Raw genomic sequence first — 2,153 nt, forward strand, 5'->3', positions numbered from 1 at the left:
TATAATATTTTGCTGCTTTTATAAATGTCAAACACCCACCTTAATACGTACTGCTATATTTGTTGTGTTTTTTTTTGAGATGATTTTCAATTTGTTATTTATCATTATGAATTTACCCTTTTTAATTTTTAATTATTAATTTTTAATTTTACTGGATGCCTTAAGCTAATATGCATTTAAGTTTCAGATCGCGATCCTTGTGCAAAAGCCGGTCTACCATCTCCCCATCTCCCCATCTCCCCATCTCCCCATCTCCCCATCAGCCCCCATTCACAATTTAAATGGGTGAGAGCTAACTAAAAGGGCTGGTAGTCTACGGTAAAGTAAATGCCATTGTCTTGCAGTGAGTCCCCCGGATTATCTACCCCGATCAGGGGAATACCATAGTCGAGACGGAGATTAAATCCAGATCCGATCTGCCAACGTAAGCCTAATCCTACACCAGCAATGGTGGCAGGGTTGGGTTGAATCCCTTGATTATTCCAGGTTGTACCGATTTCAAAGAAAGGGGTTAATTGTAGTCTGGAGTCTGAGGTGAGCATAATACGTGCCTCTACTCCCCCCAAGATGCCATTATCAGCAATGATTTGATTTTGTCGATAGCCTCTGACGGTATCTCTACCACCTAGACTGAACTTTTCTAGGGATAGTAATGAATCTGGGGTGAGTTGAGTATTAATTCGGCTGATCAGCAGAATAGATGGTGATAATTGCTCGACCCACTGAAATTGTCCGACCCAGGTAAAGAAACGCCCATCAGGACTTGAGTCACTAATGGTGGCATCAAAGGCATCAATTCCTAGACTAAACTGGGAGCGGGCGGCTAATACTCTTTCTGGACTGCGCTTGACCCAATCTTGAAACAGCCGAATTACTGTGACCTTGGATGTACCATCTGCGGTTGCTTCAGAGAAGGACAAGGGAATGTCATCGAGTATGAAGGTTTGTCGGTGACGCAGGTCTAAGCCTAAGCCCACAGCGAATTCAGTCTCTGGCGATCGCAATAAGGGCTGACGGAAACTGAGGGAATAGTTCTGGGTTTCACCTCTAATGTTTAAATCCTGGAAATTCTCGGAAACAAGGCGATTCTCACTATTACTGTAGCCCAAGCTCAGGGTTCCTTTACGAGCATTGATGGGGATGGTATACCGAATATCGTAAATGTCGAGTCCTTCGGTTAGACCGTATTCCCCACGAATGCGATCGCCAAATCCGAATAGATTATCATGAGCAGCAAATACACTGACTTGGGTTGAACCAATACTGGGAGAACGGTTGTTTTCTGTCTTGACACCGGTGTGAAAGGCTGGGGCTTCTTTTAGTGTCACCTGTAATATATTACGACCGGGAGTGCTCCCTGCGGTCAATTCCACATTCACTCGTTCGATTAAGGGGTCTAGCTGCAGCAGTTGCAGTGCTTTGACTAGACGTTGCTGATTTAAGGGTTTAGTAGTTGCAATTTCTAGGGGGCGGAGTACATAGTCAGATCGCAGACGGTTTAATCCATTCAGTTCAATTCGTTCTAGCTCACCCTCAACAACCTGTATTTGCACAGTGCCACTGTCCAGTGCTTGATTATTTAGTAAAAATGCACCAGAGGTAACGTAACCGTTGTTAATATAGAGTTGAGTAATTTTAGAGCGCAGTTCAATTAAATCTTCAAAGGTGACTTCTTGATTTTCAATCTCTTCAATTAATGCTGTAATCTGTTCTTGTAAAACGGTGTTACCGAGCACTTCTACTGTTTTGACTAGGAAACGATCACCGGATGAAGCGATCAGATCAACTCCGGTAGCATCGGTTGGATATAAAGATTTATAGGGCTTACGAAGTTTAGTTGGTTTTGCCCCCCTAACCCCCCAATTTTTCGGTGCGACCCGTGGCGAATTTAATTCGCCAACGGAAAGCGCACCGGGAGGGGTAATGATTTCAAAGTCCCCCAGAATTGGGGGATTTAGGGGGCTTTGCGTAAGTCTTGATTTATATCGAAAATCTTGACAAATACGCCAAAACTCTCTCCCTGTCTCTCCCTCTCCCTGTGTTCCTATTAATTCTGACCCGATGTTTTCAACGGAACATTTAACCTGAAGTGGCGGTCGAGTAGAAGTAGCTTGAGCAGTAGATTCTAGTAGCGATGACCCAGATGCGGAGGA

The 2,153-nt window shown here is 44.0% G+C and carries 1 protein-coding gene; it reads right to left on the bottom strand.

Going from position 1 to position 2,153, the window contains the following annotated elements:
- Positions 1 to 296: 296 nt before the first annotated feature.
- A partial coding sequence (locus F6K49_RS43095) for a ShlB/FhaC/HecB family hemolysin secretion/activation protein (RefSeq protein ID WP_293107754.1) occupies positions 297 to 2,153 on the bottom strand: 1,857 nt, incomplete at its 5' end.

The sequence above is a fragment of the Moorena sp. SIO3I6 genome, assembly GCF_010672095.1.